The sequence below is a fragment of the Clostridium sp. genome (genome assembly GCF_050717515.1).
Taxonomy (GTDB): Bacteria; Bacillota; Clostridia; order Clostridiales; family Clostridiaceae; genus Clostridium_AD.
The window spans coordinates 141,783-163,776 of record NZ_JBOITL010000024.1; the positions used below are offsets into that span (position 1 = coordinate 141,783).

Sequence of the window (21,994 nt, forward strand, 5' to 3'; positions counted from 1 at the left end):
AATATAAAAAGAATATGCTACAACAACGATAAATTATCATAATGAAGGAACGTATTCATAAAAACGTTAAATTAATATTATAATAATTTTTTTCTTGCATTTTAATTAAAGTGTTGTAATATATTAGTATATAACTAAATTAATAAGCATGTGAATATAGTAATTGGGGGTAATATTGTGGATTATTTAGAAAACTTAGATTATTTAAGCATAGTGACATCAAAAAAAATATTTAGGAATTTACCGGTATCTGACTTAGTAAATTTTGCATTGCTAAGAGAAGAAGGTACTTTAACAGAAACAGGTGCATTGGCTGTAAACACAGGGAAATATACAGGGAGATCACCTAAGGATAGATTTATAGTTTCACAAGAAAGTGTTGCGAAATTAATAAATTGGGGAGAGGTAAATTTACCTATAGAAGAAAATATTTTTGATGAGTTGTACAAGCAAGTGAGTAAATATTTAAGCGATAAAGAATTATTTGTGTTTGATGGTTATGTTGGTGCTATGGAAGAATATAAACTACCTATTAGAGTAGTAAATGAGCTTGCATCAGAGGCTTTACTTTCTAATCAACTATTTAGAAGACCTGATAAAGCAATGCTTGAGCACCACAAGGCTGAATTCACAGTTATTGCAGCGCCTGGATTTAAGGCAAAAGGAGCAATTGACGGAATAAACTCTGAAGCTTTTATTATAGTTAATTTTGATAAGAAGATTGTGTTAATTGGTGGAACGCAATATGCAGGAGAAATTAAAAAGTCTATTTTTTCAATAATGAATTTTTTATTGCCACTAAGAGGTGTATTCCCAATGCATTGTTCTGCAAATATTGGTGAAAATGGCGAGACAGCAGTATTTTTTGGCTTGTCTGGTACAGGAAAAACTACATTGTCAGCAGATCCAGAAAGAAAGCTTATTGGGGATGATGAACATGGTTGGTGCGATAGTGGAGTGTTTAACTTTGAAGGTGGATGCTATGCTAAAACTATAAAGCTGGATAAAGATAAAGAAAGCGAAATTTACGGCGCATTAAAATTTGGTGCATTGCTTGAAAATGTTGTGCTTGATAATGATAAGATGCCTGATTATGATGATGGTAGTTTAACAGAGAACACCAGAGGAGCATATCCACTAGAATATATACCAAATGCGCAGCTTAGCGGAATTGGTGGACATCCTAGTACCATAATATTTTTAACAGCAGATGCTTTCGGAGTAATTCCACCAATTTCAAAGCTTTCCAAGGAAGCTGCAATGTATCATTTTATTTCAGGATATACAAGCAAGCTTGCAGGTACAGAACGTGGAATTACGCAGCCAAAAGCCACTTTTTCATCTTGCTTTGGAGAACCTTTTATGTTAATGAAACCAGCAGTTTATGCAAAACTTTTGGGTGAGAGAATAGATAAACATGACACTGAGGTATTTTTGATAAACACAGGTTGGAGTGGTGGAGGATATGGTGTAGGTTCAAGAATGAAACTGTCTTATACAAGAGCCATGGTAAAAGCAGCTCTTGAAGGCACACTTAAGGAAGTAAAGTATACGCAGCATCCGATATTTAAAGTGGCAGTGCCGGTGGCGGTACCAAATGTTCCCTCTGAAATACTAAATCCAGAAAATACGTGGGGAGATAAAAAAGCGTATAATTTAAAAGCTCGAGAGCTTGCCTCTAAATTTACTGTGAACTTTAGTAAATTTAAGGGAGTTTCAGAAAATATAAAACAAGCTGGTCCTATAAGTATATAATACAAGAATCCCAGGTTAAAGATTGCAATAGATAACCTGGGGTTTTTTTATGTAAATTTTGCTATAAATATGATATACTCATTAAATAAATGTCAAGCTACTTTTGTGTAAATAACACTTTATAATTTATTGTTTAACTTTAAGAATGCAAGGAGGAATTATGAAAAAAAATAGTATTATTTATAGGATTTCATTTTTTGTTATTATAACAGCGGCTATAATTTTTTTGAGTTTTAAATTTAAAGCTGATTTAAATAGTGGGGAAGAGGGATTGAAAATTACTAAATGGGAAAATTTTTATACTGGAGATAATATTCATTTTTACTACTTAAATCCCCAAAATGAGAATTTATTAAAACTTAAAAAAACCTATTCATTAGATAAACTTATAGATGGAAAGAAGGATCAATTTGATAACTCTATAAAAATTATGGAATTTATTAATGGAAAAGTAAAAGCTCAAAGTAACTCTATGACCAGTGATAAAAACGCTTTAGAAATAATGCAAGCAGCTGATGAAGGAAATAAAATATCAGATAGTGATTATGCAACTATTTATGAGGAGTGTTTAGCTTCTGTTGGGATTAATGTGCGCTCTGGAGTATTAAGAAGTACTGATAAAAAAAATAGTGGAAAATCATATTTTAATGTATGTGAAATATGGAGCGTTAAATACAATAAATGGATAATGATAGATGGTGTCAATGGAACTTATATGACAGATGCAGAGATTCCACTAAGTGCTATTGAAATAATAAGCAAGGGAATAGACAAGGTTAAAATCGCCGTTTTAAAAGATACTAATAAATATGTTAAAAATATGAAGAACTATTATGAAAGTTATAGTATATCTGTGGATAATAATAAATATGGAGAGCTGAAGAGCAATTCTAAACTTACTTTTTTGAAACAAGGACTGCTCCCTAAGATAGAAACAAAGGAGGGGTTTATTCAACCTACTATATTTGTTAATAATCCGAAAGTTTTTAAAATATCTCCCAAAAAAGAATATGTGAATAAAGGTGTGGAGAAAATCCCAACTTTAATATTTGCAAAGAGAGATTTAAAAAATGACACAGAAGAAGGACAGAACTTTACTGTAGGAGCCTTTATGAATAGTTATATGCTTAAAAATTATTTCTTAAGCGTTAATGGCGGTGATTATATAAAGGTAGATACTTTTTTTGATTTACAAATTGTCAAAGGAGTAAATTCTATTAAATTATCACAAGATGGTAAGACGCTAGAGAGGGAAGTGCTAATAGAAAAATAAACATTTAAACAATAAAATATAAATCTAACTATGTTCATTGCCTAAATATAGTATAATAAAAAAGATTTTATAAATTATTGTTATAAGGAGCGGATAATACATGGATTTAAACATTATATTAGTGCTAAAAGCTGTAATAATAGCTATAGTAGAAGGAATAACAGAATTTATTCCTGTTTCCTCCACTGGACATATGATTATTGTGGGAAATATTATAAATTTTAAAGGCGCATTTGCAAATTCATTTGAGGTAGTAATACAACTCGGAGCTATTCTTGCAATTATAGTATTATATTGGAATAAAATATGGAACTCAGTTGTAGATTTTTTTCAGGCAAAACCCTCAGGTATTAAGTTTTGGACTAATATTATAGTGGCAGTTATACCAGCTGGAGTCTTAGGGTTTCTTCTAAATGATAAAATAGATGAATATCTCTTTAATCCAACCACGGTAGCTTTGGCTTTAGTGGTTGGTGGAATTCTTATGATCATTATAGAAAATAAATTCAGGCATTTGGATAAAATAAAGAATATAGAACAAATAAGTATTAAACAATCAATAAAAATAGGATGTTTTCAATGTTTTGCACTATGGCCAGGAATGTCTAGGTCAGCATCTACTATAATGGGTGGTTGGATTAGTGGTGTTTCTACGGTTGCTGCAACTGAATTTTCATTCTTTTTAGCCATACCAACTATGGTTGGAGCCGCAGGATTAACACTATATAAAAGTGGAATGAATTTTAGTAATGGAGAAATTATTACTTTGGTTATTGGATTTATAACGGCATTTTTAGTCGCATTAGTTGTGGTTGAAAAATTTGTTTCTTATTTAAAAAATAAACCTATGAAGATTTTTGCTATTTATAGAATAGTTGTGGGGATAACATTGCTGTTTTTAATTAAATTTACTAATATTTAAATATAAATAATAATATTTTATGAGTAAAGCTAGCGAAAAATTTCGTTAGCTTTAGCTATTAATTAGCTCATATGTTGGTTTAATGTTTAATGTGCTACATAATATTCTAGTAATATTTAAATTTGCGTATATTGCAGCCTATAATATTCTATATTATGATGTTTTTCTTTATTAAGCTATGCTATTTGTGAAAAGTTGAGAATATTTCACTAATAGCCGCCTATCATTTATATTTTTCACTATAAGGTGTATAATAAGTCAAATAGAGTTTGGGGGAATGTATATGGCGCAGAAAATAAAGAAAATAGGTGTATTAACTGGTGGAGGGGATTGTCCAGGACTCAATGCAGTAATTAGGGCAGTTACTCGTAACGCTATTTTAAATTATGGCTATGAAGTAATTGGTTATAGATTTGGATATAGAGGGCTATATAAGAATGAAACCATGCCATTAACACTAGAAACAGTGTCAGGAATTCAACATAAAGGTGGAACTATACTATATTGTTCTAATAAGGATAATTTGTTCAATTATACTGTTGAAGAAAATGGTATTGAGGTTAAGAAAGATGTATCAGATGTAGCAATTGAAAATATGAGAAAAGAAGGCGTGGATGCTCTAATAGTTATCGGAGGAGACGGTACGCTTACAAGTGCAAGGGATTTTGGCAGAAGAGGTGTTAAGGTAATAGGAGTTCCTAAAACTATAGACAACGATTTAGCCTCTACAGATTTTACTTTTGGATTTAATACCGCAGTAGGTGTGGCAACAGAAGCTCTTGATAGACTCCACACTACAGCTGAATCACATCATAGGATAATGATACTGGAAGTAATGGGAAGAAATGCAGGGTGGATTGCACTAGAGTCTGGAGTTTCAGGATCAGCCGATGTAATTTTAATACCTGAAATAGATTTCGATATTTTTAAAATTGTTGAAAAGATAGAAGAACGTGAAAAAGAAGGGAAATTATTTAGTATTATTGTTGTTGCAGAGGGTGCAAAGGAAAAAGGTGGAAACGTTGTAGTTAGTAAAATAGTTGAAGATAGTCCAGACCCAATAAGACTAGGTGGAATAGGTAACAAATTAGCTTACCAGTTAGAACAACTAGTAAAAAATCACGAAATTAGATGTACAGTACTTGGTCATATACAAAGAGGCGGCATAACATCATCTTTTGATAGAATGCTAGCTACTAGGTATGGTGTGGCGGCTGTGGATTTAGTCAACGCTGGGAAATTTGGGAATATGGTTTGTCTTACAGGAAACAAAATATCTTATGCACATTTAGAAAACGTTATAGGAGATACCAAAAATGTTGAACCTAGTGGAGAATTAGTTAAAGTCGCTAGAAGCATTGGAATTTCCTTTGGCGATTAATAGGCCAAGTATTGAATTAAAATATGGAGTACAACAATAAGCTTATTGTTGTACTCTAGATAAAAACCAGGAGGATATTATGAAAGTAATAAAAAAATATTTAGAAACAAGAGAAGGTAATTATAGTTTTTATTTTGAAGAAATAAATAGTGGATATCTCTATGGGCTTAATGAAAATAAAGAAATGGTATCAGCTGGGTGCATAAAGTTACCACTAGCTATGATTTTGCTTAAAGAAGTGGAAGATGGGAAAATAGATTTACAATCCAAAATTAAAATAGAAGCAGGGGATAAAATTCATGGCTCAAATGGAATTATACATGAATTTTCAGGGAAAGACTATTCAGTATTTGACTTATTAATAGCAATGCTTATACAAAGTGATAATACCGCAGCAAATAAAATAATTGAAATTTTGAGCATCGAGCGTATAGAGGAATTGTTTAAAGAGATGGGGCTTAAAAACACAAAATTGAAAAGGATTACAACGGATATTAAGTTGGATCAGGAGGATTTGGAGAATACAAGTAGTAGTTTTGACTTAAGTAAGTGTTTTAAATTGTTATATCTAAAGCAATACTTAAATCAAGAAAATAGTGATTTGCTTTTAAGAATATTAAAAAAACAACAAGTTACAAATAAATTACCTTTTTACATACCAAAGCATGTTCAAGTGAATGTTGCAAATAAAGGGGGTAGCCTTGAAACTGTTGAAAATGATACAACATTAATGATGATTGAAAAAGGGAATTTCCTTTTTACAGTAATGGCTAACAACTTACCTAACAATGTTTATGGAATAACTACTATATCTAGGGTTGGGAAGATGATGTGGGATATTATAGATAAAGACTGGAAATAGGTTACGAGTTTTTTCTTATACTATGCTATAACAAAAAGTATATATTGCTAGAATGCTTTCACGGCGCCAAGTAATTCTAAAATTTATTTTATTTATAGATGCTAAAAATCACAAACTCGCTAACGCTCAAACATGTGATTTTCTTTACGCATCTATAAATAAAATAAATTAAGAATTACTAAGGCTTGTTCAGAAGCATTCTACGCAATATATACTTTTGTTAGCATAATACAAGAAAAAATATGTAAGTTGAGAAGAGGTATTATTTTAGGTTCTATAAGCTAAGAAATTTCAATAGTTTTGTCGTTTCTTTATTGCAAGTCACGTCGGAGTAATTTCATACTTGTTGTTTTAATAGAGCATTCTACGCAATATATGCTTTTACGTTCAACGCCACCTTCTCTGAGGGCGTAGCCCTTAAGAAATAGTGAGAGTGCTATGATTAAACTAGTCTCCACTGGTACCTGTTATCTTCTACTATCGCCGATAGATGGTGAGGAAGTTTTCAAGAAGTTGAGGAAGAAATATGCCAGTAAATGACGGAGATACAGAGTATGAGAAGTTAATGTAATCAAGCTCAGCCATGTTTTAAGTGCTACAAACGATGAATTGGAAGAAAATATAGAAAAGTGTTGACAAGGTAAAAAATAATTAGCTACTCAGCTGGTTATTTTTTTTATGCCTAAAAATACAAAAGAGTTCATTAACTTATATATTTTTACATATAACATAAAGAAAACTGGAATTAGTTTGAAGAATATGTTATTATATGGATAAATGTAACAATTCAGGATTGAATATTAGGAAAAATTGTGGGGGGGACTATGATGCTTTTTAAAAAACAACAGTTAAATTATAAGGAACTAGAGCAAAATGAAATGGAGTTAATTGATAGGAAACAATTAATAAATATTGTAAACCATCAGAAATATCAAAAACTTATAACTCTGAAGGCTGATAAGGATGTGGAAGAGTCTTTAGATGTAACTGGGATCCTACTTAAATCTGTAGAAGATATTAATATGGAAATGGATAGGCAAAATAATCATATAGAAAAAACAGTTCGAGCTTCTTTTGAAGTTAGTGAGTTTTCTAAAGAAGTGAATGCTAAAGTAGATGAAACAATAAAGATTATAGATAGTACATTAGAAAAAGCAGCCTTTGGACAACAATCAGTAATAAATGTTATGGAGAGTATACTGAATGTTCAAGGAACAGTAGAGAATATGAGAGCTATTATGCTGGAGCTTGTAGAAAAATCAAATAAGATTAAAGGTATTGTGGGTACCATAAAAGGGATTGCTAAAACTACACATCTACTATCTCTAAATGCAAATATTGAGGCAGCAAGGGCAGGGGATTCAGGGAGAGGATTTGCAGTAGTTGCTGGCGAGGTTAAGAAATTAGCAGAGAACAGCTCTATTTCAGCAAATGAAATAGATAATATTATTTTAGATATTAGTAAAGTAACTGATGAGACTCTAGATATAATTATGCAAGGTATTACAAAAGTTATAGATAGTACTAATACAGCTAAGGATGCTGGAAAAGCTATAGATTATATGATGAAATCTGTGGAGGATACTAAAACTATATCGCAGAAAATTGCATATGCAGTTAAAGAACAATCGAATAAAAATGAATATATGGCATCTGTAATAAATGATATGGTAATAGCGTCTGATAGGGTGAAAAATTTTAATGAAAATATATCAGTTAATGTAGATAGGCAAAAGGGCTCCTTGAACACTCTTAAAGACACTATAAAAAATTTAAATGAACTTAGTCAGTTTAGCAGCAATGAGGAGTTAGCTACAAAATCTACTTTTACTATGTATTCACAAGGGGTAAAGGGTTTTGATCCAGCTATGGCAATAGAGGTAGACACTACAAAAGTACTATGGCCCATAAATATTGGACTGGTTCAATTTGGAATAGGTACTGAGGTTATTGGGGCACTAGCTAAAAATTGGCATGTGGAGGATGATGATATTACATGGAATTTCAGTTTGAGAAAAAATATGAAATTTCACAATGGAAGGAATATAACTTCAAAAGATATTAAATATTCTTATGAGAGATTATTAAGCAAAAAATTGAATTCGCCCAACAGATGGTTTCTATCTTTTATTAAGGGCGCAGAAGATTTTTATTTAGGGAAAAAGTCTGAAGTAGAAGGTATAATTATTAAGGATGATTATAACCTAAAGATAGTACTTGAGTATCCATATAGTTCCTTTGTAAATAATTTAGCACACTGTTCATGTTCAATATTGTGCAAAGAAGAAATAAATAATTTGAGTTCTAATCCAGTAGGTGCAGGTCCTTATAAATTTTTCAAGCATGATACAGAAAATAAACAATTAATTTTAAAAAAAGTTAAAGACTTTGCACTAGGCGACGCACTAATGGATGAAATTATTGTTAGAGAAGGAATTGACAATAGTATTGATGACTTTTTAAAGAATGAGTTAGACTATGTTGAGGTAAGCGCTAACAATATAAGTGAGGTAGCAAATGCAGGTTATGAAATTAAAAGAACAGAATGTATAGGATCTAGATTTATATTATTTAATTTTAATAGCAACAATGTGTTAATAAGGAATAAGAATTTAAGACAAGCTATTAATTATTGTATAGATAAAGAAAAAATTATAAAGGAGGGGCTAGCCAATACAGAAATAGTTGCAAAGGGTATATTTCCTACAAGTATTATTGAAAATAATACATTAGTGGGTTATAGGAGAGATTTAAAAAAGGCAAAGGAACTTATGAAAAAAAGTAACATTAGTTCTGGTACACTAACCTTTCCAATAAGTGTTAATGAAAATAAAAAGGGACTACAATATACTTTAGCAAATATAATTGGAATTAACCTCAAAGAAATTGGAATAACCTTAAATGTAATAGAATTAGATGCTGAAGCTTACAATAAAAAAAGTGGGAATTATGATATGCAATTATATGGATGGCTAGGAGATTCAGGCACAGCAGATAATTTCATAGAACCCTTAATTGATATAAATAATTCTTCTATTAAGAATACCTACAATAATCCTAGATTAATGGAAATGCTAGATGCAGCAAAAAAAAGTAGAAATCCTTATAAATATAGAGAGCTTATGTGCAATATAGAAAAAGAAATGGTTGAAGATGCACCATATATTTTCTTATCACACATATGTGTTTCCTATGCTCATAGTAGCAAAATTAAAGGATTGAAAGTGCATTCGTTAAATATGATAAATTTAGAAAATATATGGAAAGAGGATTAGGAATGTTGTGGAGGATAGGGGGCCTAAAACAGGCTCACTTTCCAACCAATCTACTTGTGGATATACCGTCACTTATGAGTACAATATTTTGCTCTAAATCAGTTCTATAGATAATACAATTTAAATTTTTAAGTTTATCTAGGGTTTCCTTATTTGGATGACCATAATTATTATAGGTTCCACAGCTTATTACTGCAATTTTTGGAGAAACTCTATTTAAAAATTCTTGGGTGGTTGATGATTTACTACCATGATGAGCTACTTTGAGAACCTCAGCCTTTAAATCGTAACCTTTATTTAAAATCTCATCTTCACTTAGACTTTCCATATCACCTGTAAACAAATAAGTCGAATTTTTATAAGATATTTTTAGCACGCAGGAGTAATTATTAGTATCTTTGTAGGTGGTTTTATTTGGTGATAGCATAAGGCAGGTGACACTGGGACCTAAATCTAAGGTTATATTAGGCTTAGCTATTTTTATTTTAAGACCTTTACTTTTTAAAGCTCTAATCATATCTTCAAAGGATTCTGAGGAAGAGGTAACTTTAGGAGCATAAAATTCACCAACTTTAAAAGATTTAATTACACTAGCCATACCCCCTATGTGATCATCATGGGGATGAGTTGCAATTACGTAGTCTAGTTTAGTAATGTTATTATTTTTTAGATACCTAATTATTTTTTTAGTTGAATCGCAGGTACCACTATCAATTAATAAGTTTTTATTGTTTACTTGAATAAGGATACAATCACCCTGTCCTACATCAATAAAATGAGTGACCATATTGTTTTCTAAGTTTATGTTAGTTTTTATATTGTATTTATAAACTGCAGCAATAGCTATAGTTACAAAAACTAATAAAGTGCAAATTAAGGTGTATTTTAACCAAGGCTTCTTTGGCATATAATTAATCTCCTATATAATATTTAAAGTACATAAAGAATTTTACCCATTTAAATAAAAAAATATCAATATCTAAAAAAATCATTGATTTCTTATTAACTATTATCCTGTGGAAAAATTTGAAATAAGGCCTATTAAATAGTATAATTATAAATGTAATTGTAATTTAATCTTAAAATGAAAGGAATAAGCATATGAGAACGGTATATTTTTATTTACGCTTTATTATTGATTTTATTGGGAAAGCTTTTAAGAAAATAAAACTTAATAGCATAAAAAAGCATAAAACTACAGAAGAGGTGGATGCTTATTTAGCTAAGGTGGTTGATGAGTGGTCTAATTTTGTACTTAAGATTGCAGGTTTGCATTTAACTGTTATAGGAAAAGAGAATATACCAAATGAACCTTGTGTTTTTGTGGGAAATCATCAAAGTAATTTTGATACACCAGTAATATTATCTAACATGAATAGACTCACAGGCGCAGTTGCCAAAAAAGAAATGGAAAAAATACCAGTAATGAGCTACTGGATGAAGCAAATCCATTCTGTATTTATGGATAGAGAAAATCCAAGAGAGGCTTTGAAGGCGATTTCAGAAGGGGTAGAAAATTTAAAGAATGGATATTCTATGATTATTTTTCCGGAAGGCACTAGAAGTAGAAGTAATAATGTAGGTGAATTTAAGAAAGGTAGTATGAGGCTTGCAATAAAGGCTGGGGTACCAATTGTTCCTATAACCTTTTATGATACTTATAAAGCCATGGAAGGTAATAATGGAAAAATTAAAAAAGCAAATGCTAAGCTTATTATAGATAAACCTATATATATGGATAAAATGTCAAAGGAAGAAAAAGCTGAAATGTCAGAAATCGTAAAAAATATAATCCAGGCAAATATAAATATGGAAAATGAAAAAAAATAAGAAAAGAAGCAGTTTAGTCATCACCTCGGTGCGGCTTAGCTGCTTCTTTAAATTATTCTATGGATTTATGAGTAAAACTGTAGCTTTTGATCTGGTCATAGCCTCAATACTATATTTTATGCCTTGAGTACCCATGCCGGAGGATTTTGTTCCTGTGAAAGGGAAATGGTCAGGGCCTCTTTCAGGTTTATTATTAATTTGAACGGTACCTACCTCCAGGCGATTTGCAATATTAAAGGCATCATCTATATTTTTAGTATAAACAGAAGTTTGAAGACCATATTCAGATCTGTTAGCTATATTTATAGCTTCCTCAATATTTTTAACTCTAATAACTGGGAGCACTGGGCCAAAGGGTTCCTCCCAAGCGAGCCTCATATCCGTAGTTACATTATCAAATAAGGTTGGGTAAACTAAATTATTATTTCGTTTATTTCCACATAATAGTGTAGCCCCATGACTTATTGCATCATCTATAAGTTCTTGAACGTAGTCTGCAGCTTTATTATCTATGAGTGGAGTTATATCACAATCATCTTCAGGATTTCCAACTTTTAGCAATTTGATATTTTTCATTAATTCGCGTGTGAGGTTATCGGCAACATCATTTAAAACTAAAACTCTTTTAACTGCGGTGCATCTTTGGCCAGAATAGCTAAAGGCTCCAGCAACGATATCTTTTCCAGCACTTTCAATATCAGCATCGCAAAGTATTATAGCAGCATCTTTGCCACCAAGTTCCATAATCATAGGTACCATGCCAGCAATTACAGCTATATGTTTTCCTACCTGCGTACTTCCAGTAAAGTTTATAAAATTAATATCCTTGTGGGTTACTAAATAATCACCTATTTCGGAGCCTCTTCCTGTTATTGTGTTTAAAACTCCATGTGGAACACCGGCTTCATGAAAAATTGCAGCCAGATGGAGTGCACTTATAGATCCTTGTGTGGAAGGCTTTAAAATTACACTATTTCCACCAATGAGGGCTGGGGCGATTTTAGATGCAGAAAGATTAATAGGATAATTAAAAGGGGAGATTGCAAGCACAACGCCAACTGGTACTTTAGTGACAAAGGATATTTTATTTTTCTTAAAACCAGGGAAATTATCTGCACCTATGGTTTCCCCTTCTAAATGTTTACCAGCATCAGCAGTAAATCTAATGAAATCCGCAGTCCTTTTTATCTCAGCAATGCAGGAATGCTTGTCTTTAGCAATTTCCACTTGCATGATGTGAGACAGATAATCAACATTTTCTTGGATTAAAGTAGCCGCTTTATGCAAAACTTCCCCGCGAGAGCTAAGGGCCATATTAGCCCAAATTTTTTGAGAAACTTTTGAATTTGCAATAACTAGATTAGCTTCCTCTTTGCTCATAGCTGGGATTTTACCTACTAAACTATTGTCAACAGGAGAGAAAATATCTATGGTATTATTAGACGTAACCCATTCACCATTAAATAAATTTTTATAATTTTTATCTTGGCACATACTATGGAACAATATGAATCACCCCGCTTTAAAATTGTTATGTTAGGCAGAAACAAACAAATAACAAGAATACTTGCTTGCAATTTGTTTGTTTGTGTTCCATTATAGTATTAACCAAAGATAAGTATATTATTATTTTAGAGCACTGTAATGATATTACAACAACAGAGTGATGATTAGTTGTGCCGTTTAGTTATGAGGTCTTGGATTATAGATATTTTAGATTGTAGTAATGCATTTTGATTTTTAAGTTTTAATATATTATTTTGAGCTTCATTATTTTCATTATTTAAAACCTTTAATGTGTTTTGTAGTTTCTTGTTTGTGTCCATTTTCTCACTAATAATTGGTTTATACATTTTGTTTAAAGTAAAATTATTATTGATTAAAAGGTTTATTTTATTATAAAATTGAATTAGGAATAATTTATTTTTATCATGTATATATTTTAAATTGGAAATAATCCAATCTATAAATTTATTCATATATAATCACCTCAATTATATTCTACCTAAAGAATACTAGGAAAGGCAAGGTAAAATTAATGGATAAAAATAGCAACAACTATTATTTAGAGATAATTAAAAATAAAACTAAGAAGCTAGACCTTAAAAAAGTCCAATATGAATTAGAAATAATGCAGCAAAATAATTTACTAGATCATAGTAAGTCTGATATACAGAAATTAAAGTGTAGCAATGATGTGTTACATGATGAATATAATAGTCTAATAAGATTACTACAAAAAGAAGGGTTGATTTTCGAGATATGTTTTAGTGAATATATGCCTCAGCCTTGGGATAATCTATTTATAGTAAAAGGTTCAAAGGGTTATGAATTTCAGAGCAAAACAGGTATTAGATTAATGATGGTAGATGAAAAATTTTTAAAGATTATACAAGATATAGACAAAAAAGATTCCTATAGCTTAATTGTAATAAGAGTTTGGGATAAAACTGCTTTGGTTCAGTTAAGATTTATTTGAAAAGTTTTAACGATATTTCAGATGATGATTTAAAGTAGGTTTATAGAATTTATTTTAATAAAAAAGAAGTTGAATTTTAAACTTCAACTTCTTTTTTATTATGTTAGAATAGTTATTTAACTTCAGTTCTATCTCTGTCTGTATCTCTGTCTCTTCCTAATAAGGATAAAGAATAAAGACCAGCTATACCTACTAGAGCAAATATAATTCTAGTAAATGCTGTACCAGTACCAAATAAGCTTGATACTAGGTCAAATCGGAAAAATCCAATTAGTCCCCAATTTACAGCTCCTATAATAACCAATACGAGTGCAGTAGTATCTAATGCTTTCAACGTATACATCTCCTTTTTAATAAGTTTTCAGTACTAGTGTTTACAATTTTTTAAAAATTATTACTGCATTATAAAAAAAATTATTTTATTTCACCATGGATTTCATAGTGGGTGACTTCTTTTATCACATTGTCGCCTTCAACAAAGACTACTATAGGTTTGAATTTTCTAGCTTTTTCTTCGCTTATTAGGCAATAAGTCATAATTATTATTTTGTCTCCAGGCTGAACACATCTTGCAGCTGCGCCATTTATACACATAACTCCACTGCCAGGCTCTCCAGCAATAGCATAAGTTTCAAATCTTTCTCCATTATCGATATCAACGATTTGAACTTTTTCATATTCTAGAATATTTGCATTGTCCATTAGTAATTTATCTATAGTTATACTTCCAACATAGTTTAATTTAGCTTCTGTAATAACAGCTCTGTGTATTTTGGATTTTAACATAGTTATTATCAATTGTTACCCCCCCTGTTATGATTCCTGATTTTCTTATTAGTCTTTTTTATTCTGCTTGCCATATAAAATTATCTATTAATCTTGTTTTTCCAATATATACAGCTATGGCAACAAGAATAGGTTTATCAATGATTTCTATAGTAGTAAGGGACAGAGCATCTACAACTTCTATATAATCTATTTTAGCTAAAACTTCGCTTTTAAGTCCATTTTTTATGATTTCTTTTAAAAGCTTAGCAGAGTTTTCACCGGTTGATAACAGCTCTTTACCTTTAGTTAAGCTTTTGTTTAAAATCAAAGCTGCTTGTCTTTCTTTTGAGGATAAATAATTATTACGAGAGCTTTTTGCAAGGCCATCTTTTTCACGTACAATAGGGCACCCAATAATTTCTATAGGGAAATTCAAGTCGTGAACCATTCTTTTTATTACAGCTAACTGCTGAGCATCTTTTTCACCAAAATAAGCTTTATCAGGTGAAACTATATTAAAGAGCTTTGAAACTACAGTGCATACGCCGTCGAAATGGCCAGGCCTTTTAGCTCCACATAAGCCATTTGTAAGGCCATTTACTGAGACATTTGTTAAACCGTCCCCGTAATACATTTCTGAAACTTCTGGAGCAAAGATTAAATGTGCTCCAGCATCTTCACATAGAATTGTATCTCTAGCTAAATCCTTTGGGTAAGAAGCCAGATCTTCTTTAGGACCAAACTGAATAGGATTTACAAATATACTTACTACAATTTTTTCATTTTCACTTGCAGCGCGTTTTATAAGACTTGCATGCCCCTCATGTAAATATCCCATGGTAGGAACTAAGGCAATGCTGTAGCCTTCTTTTTTCCAAGCTTTCACTTGACTTCTAACTTCTATAATAGTTTTTACAGTATTCATTTTTGGGGGACAAAACAAGTTGTGATTAAATGCAGCTTACTTTGTCCATTTCACTTCCTTTCTAATGTTAATTAGTATAATTTTTTTAAAATTTCATCATCTATTTTAAAACAGTGTTCTTGGCTAGGGAAAGTTCCTTCACTAACCTCTTTAATATATGATTTAAATCCATCTCTCATGATATCTCCAACATTAGCAAAGGTTTTTACAAACTTAGGTTTGAAATCTGAGAACATATTAAGCATATCTTGATATACTAAAATTTGACCGTCACAGCCACCACCAGCACCTATTCCAATAGTTGGTATGGATATTTCCTTTGATATTATATCTGCGAGTTTTGAGGGTATACATTCAAGTACAATAGCAAAGGCGCCTGCAGCCTCTATTTTTTTTGCATCTTCTATAAGCTTTTTCGCATCAACAATATTTTTACCTTGGACTTTAAAGCCTCCAAACATATTAACAGATTGAGGAGTTAGCCCTATATGACCCATAACAGGAATCTGAGCATTCACTATAGCTTGAATTTGTGGGCAAACTATAGCGCCACCTTCCAGTTTTATGGCCTCAGCTCCAGCTTCTTGAACAAATCTTCCTGCATTTTTAACTGCATCATATAGTGAAGTTTGATAGGACATAAAAGGCATATCTGAAACTACAAGGGCATTTGTGGTGCCTCGAGTGACAGCCTTAGTATGATGTAACATGTCTTCCATAGTTACGCTTAAGGTGTCCTTGTAGCCAAGACAAACCATGCCTAAGGAATCCCCTACTAAAATTCCATTAACACCACATTGGTCAATTAGTTTCGCCATGGAATAATCATAAGCTGTGAGCATTGTTAATTTTTCACCAGATTTTTTTGCGGATATAAATGTTGAAACAGAATTTTTCACTTAATTATCCTCCTGCATTATTAAATATTCTTTAAGCTTATTATAGTCTTTATCAATATGTTTTTTTTCTGATAAGGCTAGTAGCTTTAATGATAGATTTTTATAAATTTGAATATCCCCTATGGGCGCGGCCCCCATATGTTGTTTTACTGTGTTTAAATCATTTCTTTCAATAGGACCAGTTAAAGCACTTATAAAGCCTTTGGTTTTTATATTATCAATATTATTTTGGATCAAGGGCAATAATGCCTGTAGCGCATCATTTTCACTAATACCACATTGGCTTAGGTAACTGCACCCGGTATTAATTAAAGATAATACTAAATTTGATACTGTGACGTTAGCTAAGTGGTAAAGTGCCTTATCCTCTTTATTAATAGTAAAAGATTTATTACCTAAAGACCGAATAAAATCTTTAAGTTCATGTATATAATACTCTGGTCCTTCTATTGAAAAATGAGCATTTTGTAAGTTTTTATAGGAATTATATTTATCGGAAAATGGGAAAATAGGGTGAATTGAATATGCGAATGCATCTGAATTGTTTATATCTAAAAAAATGCTAGAGGTTAAAGAACCACTAGTATGACATATTATTTTATTTGTTAAGTTTAAAGTTGATAATTTCTGCAAAACTTCATGAATGGAATCATCAGGAGTAGTAATAAAAATCATTGAACTATCCTGGACCAAATCATTAATGTTTTCATAAGCTTTTGAGCTAGTAAACTCAGATGCTTCTATAGCATCTTTATAAAATTTACTATAGTATCCAGATAGTGTTATTCCTTTTAAAGAAAAATATTTTCCAAGGGAAAAACCTACCTTTCCACAACCAATAAAGCCGATAACCATAATATCGCCTCCAATGTAATACAGTATAAAAGTACCTCAGATTGAGGATGGGAGACTCCTGTATAGCTGTCTCATTCATAAAGATATGAGCAGAATAAACAAACTAAACTATTTTAATAATATGTTAAACAATTAGGTGCAGTTCGTGTCCGATACTACCCACAAATATTTTATCATAATTTTTTTCTGAATACAAATATAAATATATAAAATAATGCATAAGCTATTGATATATATTGAAAAATGTTTGATAATGTATAGTATACGTTTATTTTTATGTAAATTATAGAAAAGAGGGGATAAAATGAGTACCTTTATGACAATACTTAGCATCGTGGCATTTTCAATTGTTGTTCTTGTGGTATATAGTCTTTTAAAAGCTTATGTACTATATAAGATAAAAGTTAACAAGTGGGTAATACTTGGATTAGCTATAACATTATTTGTGGTGCCTATGCTAATATGGCCTGCTATGCCCAAATATGTAGCTAACTATGTAATACCAGGATTGTTTGTATTTTTATTTTTATGGTTTATGGATTTGTCAGGCTTTATTAAAAAGAGAACTGCTACTCCAACAAATTATACAGGTAGTAATACTAAAAAAGACAAGAAGGATGACATTATAATGAGGCCTAAGGCTAAACCAAATAGAGTTAAAAACAATAAAAAATAGTAAAAAAGGAGTATAAATTTCACATTGAAATTTATACTCCTTTTTTGTGTTAGGTGAATTAGTTGTTAACTGTCCCCGTTGTTTTTACTAGGTTTTCCCCGGGGTTTCTACTGTTTAGCTACACCCTGTAGTTGTTCCGCAATCGAGGCAAACCTTGCAAGTACCGCTTTTAACAAGTTTAGTACTTGAACAATGAGAGCAGGTTTCAGAGTATAACCTTTCCCCTTTAGGTTTTTCAGTATTTTTGAAACTAGGTACATTTTCAGATTCTACTAAGCTAGCTGAAATTTCATTTTCATCTGGCATTAGTGGGTTTTTAGGTATATCAGCGTTTCCGTAATTTTCAGGTTTAATTTGACATCTTGTATAGTCACCTAGTTCTATATCAATTATTTTGCTAATTAAATCAGATATAGAAGAAACAGATTTAATATAAGGATGTTTTTGTACAAAACCATAAGGTTCGAATTTTTGTCCCCGAAGCATTTTAGAAATATCTTCTGCAGGTACGTGATACTGAAGCATTACTGAAATTGACTTTGAAAGAGAATTTAGTAGTCCGGTAATAATAGTACCTTCTCTATCTGTAGTTATATATATTTCAGAGATTTCTCCATCTGAACGCCTATTTACTGTAGTATAGATTTTTACATCATCAATTTGAGCAGGATGAGTAGTGCCATAACGGATTCCAATTGGTTTTTCTCTTGTAGAATGATTGGAAATCTCCTCTTGCGCCTTTGCTTTCTTTAAAAGATCCGCATAGGATAAATCTTCAAGGGATAGTTCTTTATCTTGAGATAAGGTAGTGTTTAAAGGCTGACTTGCCTTTGAACCATCTCTATATAAAGCTATGCCTTTTACACCTAATTTCCAAGAATTAAGTATTACTTCTTTAAAATCTTCAATAGTGGCATTTTTAGGTAAGTTTACAGTCTTTGATATAGAACCTGATATCATTGGAGTTATTGCTGCCATCATGAGAACATGTCCCATAAATGGGATATATCTCTTTCCACTACCACACTTGTTTGCTGTATCAAAAATAGGTAAATGTTCAGGTTTTAAATGTGGAGCACCCTCTATTTTTCCATCAATAATTTTTTCATACTTAAAGCCGTTTTCATCAACTTTTTCTTTTCTTAGAATATAGTCTAAAATATCATTTGTTTGGATTTGAGAATATCCCAGGTTAGTTAAGGAAGCTTTAATTACTGGGTTAACCATGGTCATATAACCGCCACCAGATAATTTTTTATAAATAAAATGGCTGAAATATGGTTCTATGGATGTTGCACCACAATCCATTGCAAAGGAAATAGTACCAGTAGGAGCTATAACTGTAACTTGAGCATTTCTAAAACCATATTTTTCACCACTAAGTAATGCTTTTGTGAAGCAACTTTTTAAGGTTTCACTTATATACCCAAGAGAATTTCCTTTTAAAAGAGAGTGATTAACTTTTACAGGCTCATAATTTAAATTTTCAAATTTAGTATCTAGAGCTCCAGCTGCTCTAGCGTGATTCCTTATAACTAGTTGCATATATGTTTTGTTAATTTCATATTTTTCAAAAGGAGCTAGTTCTTTTGCCATAAGGGATGAAACATAATAAGACTGCGCTGTCATTATTCCAGTTAGCGAGGAAGCTAAATTTCTAGCATCTTCTGAGTCATAGGCGTATCCCATTACCATAAGTAGTGAAGCTAGGTTTGCAATTCCAAGTCCTGTGCTTCTAAACAAGTGTGTTTTCCTTGCTATATCTTCTGTAGGAAATTGACCCCAATGTATGGAAGCTTCAAGAATTAATTGAGTAAGTCCTATTAAATGAACATAGCCATCTATATCTAATTTTTTAGTTTTGCTGTCATAGAATTTATAAATATTAATAGAGGCTAAATTACAGGAAGTATCATCTAAAAATGCATATTCTCCACAAGGATTAGTTGAATTAATTCTATTATGCTTTGCATTAACTGATCCATCTTCTCCAGCTGGACAAGTGTGCCATGCATTAAAGGTATCATCAAACTGAGGAGCTGGATCTGCACATAGCCAAGCAGCTTTATTAAAGGTATCCCATAGTTCTTTAACCCTTATATCTTTATTAACTGAGCTGTCAGCTCTTCCTTTAAGAGTAATAGTCTGCTTAGGATTTTTTGAAAGGTCATCCACCTTCATCATGAATTCATCTGAGAATCTTATGGAATTGTTTCCGTTTTGGCCAGAGACAGTCTCATAAGCCTCTCCTTCAAAGCTGCCGTCATAACCCATTTTGGTAAGGGCACGTACCTTATCTTCTTCTTTAGCTTTCCAAGTCATAAATTCCATTATTTCCGGATGGTCAATATCAAGACATAGCATTTTAGCAGCACGTCTTGTAGTTCCACCAGATTTTATTGCTCCTGCATTTCTATCAAGGCCTTTTAAAAAACTCATTAGGCCTGAAGAAACTCCACCACTAGATAATCTTTCACCGCGACCTCTTATGCTAGAGAAGTTAGTTCCGGTACCAGAACCACCTTTAAATAATTTTGTTTCTGTTACATACTGCTCAGATATTGAGTGCTTGCCAAGTAATTTATCTTCAATTGAGAGAATGAAACAGGCTGAAGCTTGAGTCCTTGTATAAGCATCCTCGCTTTTAACAATCATTTTTTTACTTTCATCATAATAAAAATTATCTAAGGTTCCACCCTTTATACCATAAGATAGGTTAAGTCCGGTATTAAACCATTGAGGAGAATTTGGAGCAAACATTTGATTTAAAAAAGCATATACTAATTCATCATAAAGAATGCTTTTTTCATCGTCAGTTTTAATAATTGTTCCGTCGGCTAAGGATTCACACCAAAAATTAACAAGTCTATGAGCTACCATTTTCATACTATTCTCATAGCCTTGCTTAGTAGGAACACCAGATTTTCTAAAATATTTTGAAGCTATAATATCGCAAGAGTTTTGCGAGTAATGCTCTGGAAATTCTAAATCCTTCATATCTAAAAGTACTTTGTTTGTTTTATGATCCTTTAGAAAAACATCTACCTTTTTCCACTGAAATAAATCATAAACAGTAACATTTTTATCTTTTTCTAATGCACTTGTATAAAATCTTTTAATTAAACTTTTTATTTCCGCCATAAGTATACTAGCCTAAAAAAGCTAGTATATTCACCTCCTATTATTTTATTTAAATTTAAAAATAAATTTAAATTATGTAAAATGCATTCACCTATGCTTGATGTTGCTAAGCTAGAAAGCACTCTTAATTGTTTAACTTGATATTATGTGCTAAAACAGTATAATATACAATATGTAGTGAGGACAAAGAAACTCATCACCATATATGGTATTATATATTAAAATAATATGAAAATCAAATGCTATTATATAATAAAAAAGTATATAAATCAACATGAACTATTAACCAACAATATGATCAATAATAGATAAATTCATATAATATCGAGTATAATAGAAATGAATTTATTATTTTAGAAGAGGTGATTAGAAACTTATGATACATCAATTTGATGGACAAATACCTACTGTACACAAGAATTCTTTTATTGCGAGCAGTGCAGATATAATAGGAAATGTATTTATAGGACAGTACAGTAATATTTGGTTTGGAGCTGTATTAAGAGGAGATATGGATTATATATCTATAGGTGCTTATACAAATGTTCAAGACAATTGTACGGTGCATACTGATGAAGATTTATCAGTTAATATTGGAGATTATGTAACTATAGGACATAATGCTATAATACATGGTTGTAAAATTTCAAGTAATACTTTAATTGGCATGGGAAGTACTATATTAAATGGAGCTGAAATAGGAGAATATACTATAATCGGTGCTGGCAGCTTAGTTACTCAAGGGAAGAAAATACCTTCTGGTGTTCTTTGTATGGGAGTACCGGCAAGGGTAATTCGAGAACTAACCATAGAAGAAAAAGAAAGTTTAAAAAAATCTGCGGAGCATTATGTAGAGATGTCAAAGAAATATATTATAGAATAAATGCAGTAAAATATGGTAACCATTCTGTAAAGTTTTATTTACTAGAAGGTTACTGTATTTTTTTGTAGAA

General features: G+C 31.3%; 19 protein-coding genes. 10 read left to right on the plus strand and 9 right to left on the minus strand.

Annotated elements, in window-relative coordinates:
- The first annotated feature begins 177 nt into the window (after positions 1–177).
- From pckA to ACREV6_RS09395, 6 genes are all read left to right on the plus strand, one after another.
- Positions 178–1,755 (plus strand): phosphoenolpyruvate carboxykinase (ATP), encoded by a 1,578-nt coding sequence (gene pckA / locus ACREV6_RS09370; RefSeq protein WP_431577749.1) that lies wholly within the window; start codon positions 178–180, stop codon positions 1,753–1,755.
- A gap of 160 nt (positions 1,756–1,915) precedes the next feature.
- Positions 1,916–3,028: a transglutaminase domain-containing protein gene (locus ACREV6_RS09375; protein ID WP_431577750.1), complete on the plus strand. Its 1,113-nt coding sequence runs from the start codon at positions 1,916–1,918 to the stop codon at positions 3,026–3,028.
- 100 nt (positions 3,029–3,128) lie between these two features.
- Positions 3,129–3,950 carry an undecaprenyl-diphosphate phosphatase gene (locus ACREV6_RS09380; protein WP_431577751.1) on the plus strand — a complete coding sequence of 274 codons (822 nt, stop codon included), beginning with the start codon at positions 3,129–3,131 and terminating at the stop codon, positions 3,948–3,950.
- Between the two features lie 283 nt (positions 3,951–4,233).
- Positions 4,234–5,331 (plus strand): 6-phosphofructokinase, encoded by a 1,098-nt coding sequence (locus tag ACREV6_RS09385; protein WP_431577752.1) that lies wholly within the window; start codon positions 4,234–4,236, stop codon positions 5,329–5,331.
- 79 nt (positions 5,332–5,410) lie between these two features.
- Positions 5,411–6,193, plus strand: coding sequence for a serine hydrolase (locus ACREV6_RS09390; RefSeq protein ID WP_431577753.1), 783 nt, complete (start codon positions 5,411–5,413; stop codon positions 6,191–6,193).
- 824 nt (positions 6,194–7,017) lie between these two features.
- Positions 7,018–9,468: an ABC transporter substrate-binding protein gene (locus ACREV6_RS09395; protein ID WP_431577754.1), complete on the plus strand. Its 2,451-nt coding sequence runs from the start codon at positions 7,018–7,020 to the stop codon at positions 9,466–9,468.
- 34 nt (positions 9,469–9,502) lie between these two features.
- Here the strand turns inward: ACREV6_RS09395 and ACREV6_RS09400 are convergent, their stop codons facing one another.
- Positions 9,503–10,375: a ComEC/Rec2 family competence protein gene (locus tag ACREV6_RS09400; RefSeq protein WP_431577755.1), complete on the minus strand. Its 873-nt coding sequence runs from the start codon at positions 10,373–10,375 to the stop codon at positions 9,503–9,505.
- A 194-nt stretch (positions 10,376–10,569) separates the two neighbouring features.
- Here ACREV6_RS09400 and ACREV6_RS09405 point away from each other — a divergent pair, with 194 nt between their 5' ends.
- Positions 10,570–11,298 carry a lysophospholipid acyltransferase family protein gene (locus ACREV6_RS09405; RefSeq protein ID WP_431577756.1) on the plus strand — a complete coding sequence of 243 codons (729 nt, stop codon included), beginning with the start codon at positions 10,570–10,572 and terminating at the stop codon, positions 11,296–11,298.
- 57 nt (positions 11,299–11,355) lie between these two features.
- Here the strand turns inward: ACREV6_RS09405 and ACREV6_RS09410 are convergent, their stop codons facing one another.
- The gene (locus tag ACREV6_RS09410) at positions 11,356–12,804 is read right to left on the minus strand and encodes an NADP-dependent glyceraldehyde-3-phosphate dehydrogenase (protein WP_431577757.1); all 1,449 of its coding nucleotides are present in this window, start codon (positions 12,802–12,804) and stop codon (positions 11,356–11,358) included.
- A 164-nt stretch (positions 12,805–12,968) separates the two neighbouring features.
- Positions 12,969–13,277 carry a hypothetical protein gene (locus tag ACREV6_RS09415; protein WP_431577758.1) on the minus strand — a complete coding sequence of 103 codons (309 nt, stop codon included), beginning with the start codon at positions 13,275–13,277 and terminating at the stop codon, positions 12,969–12,971.
- A gap of 59 nt (positions 13,278–13,336) precedes the next feature.
- Here ACREV6_RS09415 and ACREV6_RS09420 point away from each other — a divergent pair, with 59 nt between their 5' ends.
- Entirely contained in the window at positions 13,337–13,777 is a 441-nt protein-coding gene (locus ACREV6_RS09420; RefSeq protein ID WP_431577759.1) for a hypothetical protein, read from the plus strand.
- Positions 13,778–13,889: 112 nt separating this feature from the next.
- On the opposite strand, the gene ACREV6_RS09425 is transcribed toward ACREV6_RS09420, so the two are convergent.
- The 5 genes from ACREV6_RS09425 to ACREV6_RS09445 form a co-directional block, all read right to left on the minus strand.
- Positions 13,890–14,111 carry a DUF378 domain-containing protein gene (locus ACREV6_RS09425; protein ID WP_431577760.1) on the minus strand — a complete coding sequence of 74 codons (222 nt, stop codon included), beginning with the start codon at positions 14,109–14,111 and terminating at the stop codon, positions 13,890–13,892.
- Positions 14,112–14,191: 80 nt separating this feature from the next.
- A complete protein-coding gene (gene panD, locus ACREV6_RS09430; RefSeq protein WP_431577761.1) occupies positions 14,192–14,575 on the minus strand; it encodes an aspartate 1-decarboxylase in 384 nt (127 codons plus the stop codon).
- A 46-nt stretch (positions 14,576–14,621) separates the two neighbouring features.
- The gene (gene panC, locus ACREV6_RS09435; protein ID WP_431577762.1) at positions 14,622–15,470 is read right to left on the minus strand and encodes a pantoate--beta-alanine ligase; all 849 of its coding nucleotides are present in this window, start codon (positions 15,468–15,470) and stop codon (positions 14,622–14,624) included.
- A 71-nt stretch (positions 15,471–15,541) separates the two neighbouring features.
- A complete protein-coding gene (panB, locus tag ACREV6_RS09440; RefSeq protein ID WP_431577763.1) occupies positions 15,542–16,369 on the minus strand; it encodes a 3-methyl-2-oxobutanoate hydroxymethyltransferase in 828 nt (275 codons plus the stop codon).
- Positions 16,370–17,224: a Rossmann-like and DUF2520 domain-containing protein gene (locus tag ACREV6_RS09445; RefSeq protein ID WP_431577764.1), complete on the minus strand. Its 855-nt coding sequence runs from the start codon at positions 17,222–17,224 to the stop codon at positions 16,370–16,372. It lies immediately after the preceding gene.
- A gap of 304 nt (positions 17,225–17,528) precedes the next feature.
- Here ACREV6_RS09445 and ACREV6_RS09450 point away from each other — a divergent pair, with 304 nt between their 5' ends.
- Positions 17,529–17,900, plus strand: coding sequence for a hypothetical protein (locus tag ACREV6_RS09450; protein ID WP_431577765.1), 372 nt, complete (start codon positions 17,529–17,531; stop codon positions 17,898–17,900).
- 114 nt (positions 17,901–18,014) lie between these two features.
- Here the strand turns inward: ACREV6_RS09450 and ACREV6_RS09455 are convergent, their stop codons facing one another.
- Entirely contained in the window at positions 18,015–21,041 is a 3,027-nt protein-coding gene (locus ACREV6_RS09455; protein WP_431577766.1) for a vitamin B12-dependent ribonucleotide reductase, read from the minus strand.
- Positions 21,042–21,417: 376 nt separating this feature from the next.
- Between ACREV6_RS09455 and ACREV6_RS09460 the strand changes: the two genes are divergently transcribed.
- Positions 21,418–21,924, plus strand: a complete 507-nt coding sequence (locus ACREV6_RS09460) for a gamma carbonic anhydrase family protein (protein WP_431577767.1) — start codon at positions 21,418–21,420, stop codon at positions 21,922–21,924.
- The last annotated feature ends 70 nt before the right edge of the window (positions 21,925–21,994 follow it).

Bases quoted from the DNA above. Each gene is read 5' to 3' on its own strand.
- ACREV6_RS09400 (WP_431577755.1), bottom strand. From the start codon at position 10,375: ATGCCAAAGAAGCCTTGGTTAAAATACACCTTAATTTGCACTTTATTA.
- ACREV6_RS09450 (WP_431577765.1), top strand. From the start codon at position 17,529: ATGAGTACCTTTATGACAATACTTAGCATCGTGGCATTTTCAATTGTT.
- ACREV6_RS09405 (WP_431577756.1), top strand. From the start codon at position 10,570: ATGAGAACGGTATATTTTTATTTACGCTTTATTATTGATTTTATTGGG.
- ACREV6_RS09415 (WP_431577758.1), bottom strand. From the start codon at position 13,277: ATGAATAAATTTATAGATTGGATTATTTCCAATTTAAAATATATACAT.
- ACREV6_RS09445 (WP_431577764.1), bottom strand. From the start codon at position 17,224: ATGGTTATCGGCTTTATTGGTTGTGGAAAGGTAGGTTTTTCCCTTGGA.
- ACREV6_RS09395 (WP_431577754.1), top strand. From the start codon at position 7,018: ATGATGCTTTTTAAAAAACAACAGTTAAATTATAAGGAACTAGAGCAA.
- ACREV6_RS09460 (WP_431577767.1), top strand. From the start codon at position 21,418: ATGATACATCAATTTGATGGACAAATACCTACTGTACACAAGAATTCT.
- ACREV6_RS09380 (WP_431577751.1), top strand. From the start codon at position 3,129: ATGGATTTAAACATTATATTAGTGCTAAAAGCTGTAATAATAGCTATA.
- ACREV6_RS09420 (WP_431577759.1), top strand. From the start codon at position 13,337: ATGGATAAAAATAGCAACAACTATTATTTAGAGATAATTAAAAATAAA.
- ACREV6_RS09375 (WP_431577750.1), top strand. From the start codon at position 1,916: ATGAAAAAAAATAGTATTATTTATAGGATTTCATTTTTTGTTATTATA.
- ACREV6_RS09455 (WP_431577766.1), bottom strand. From the start codon at position 21,041: ATGGCGGAAATAAAAAGTTTAATTAAAAGATTTTATACAAGTGCATTA.
- ACREV6_RS09390 (WP_431577753.1), top strand. From the start codon at position 5,411: ATGAAAGTAATAAAAAAATATTTAGAAACAAGAGAAGGTAATTATAGT.
- ACREV6_RS09385 (WP_431577752.1), top strand. From the start codon at position 4,234: ATGGCGCAGAAAATAAAGAAAATAGGTGTATTAACTGGTGGAGGGGAT.
- panC (WP_431577762.1), bottom strand. From the start codon at position 15,470: ATGAATACTGTAAAAACTATTATAGAAGTTAGAAGTCAAGTGAAAGCT.